Consider the following 872-nt stretch of genomic DNA (forward strand, 5'->3'; position numbering starts at 1 on the left):
GTGGATTGGTCGGTGACCGAGGTGTTGCGGGGGGCGGTAGGGGCGCCGGGGCTGGATCGGGTGGATGTGGTGCAGCCGGCGTTGTTCGCGGTGATGGTGTCGCTGGCCCAGGTGTGGCGTGCGGCCGGAGTGGTACCGGCAGCGGTGGTGGGTCATTCCCAGGGCGAGATCGCTGCGGCGGTCATCGCGGGCGGGTTGTCGCTGCAGGATGCGGCGAAGATCGTGGCACTGCGCAGCCAGGCATTGGCCGGACTCTCCGGGCAAGGCGGCATGGTGGCAGTGGCGCTACCGAGAGAGCAGGTGCAGGCGCGGTTGGCGCGGTGGGACGGCGCGTTGTCGCTGGCGGCGGTGAATGGCCCGGCCTCGGTGGTGGTTTCGGGTCGACCGGAACCGTTGGAAGAGTTCGTGGCCGCCTGTGAAGCCGAGGGCGTCAGAGCCCGCAGCATCCCAGTGGATTACGCCTCGCATTCCCCGCAGATCGAGTCGATCCGCGCCCAGTTGCTGGAGGTGTTGGCCGATGTCAGGCCGGGTTCGGGCAGCGTGCCGTTCTATTCCACGGTGACCGGGGGTGCGTTGGATACCGCGGGCTTGGATGGCGACTACTGGTATCGGAACTCGCGGCAGACCGTGGAGTTCGGTGACACGGTGGCGGCGTTGCTGGCCGAGGGGTGCCGGGTTTTCCTGGAGATGAGTCCGCATCAAGTATTGACCGGCGGGATCCAGGAAAGCATCGATGCGGCACTGGCCGTTCCCGGTGAGGCAACGGTGCTGGGTTCGCTGCGCCGCGACGAGTCCGATGTGCAACGACTGCTGCTGTCACTGGCCCAGGCGTTCACCGCCGGGGCGAGTGTGCAATGGCCGACGATATTCAC

1 protein-coding gene is annotated in these 872 nt (G+C 67.4%); it reads left to right on the forward strand.

Annotated features, from left to right (window positions below; all coding sequences use genetic code 11):
- Positions 1 to 12 precede the first annotated feature (12 nt).
- The coding region (locus tag AC3EO7_RS37810; protein WP_435593883.1) for an acyltransferase domain-containing protein at positions 13 to 872 on the forward strand (860 nt) is incomplete at its 3' end.

The sequence above is a fragment of the Nocardia sp. bgisy118 genome, from assembly GCF_057708605.1.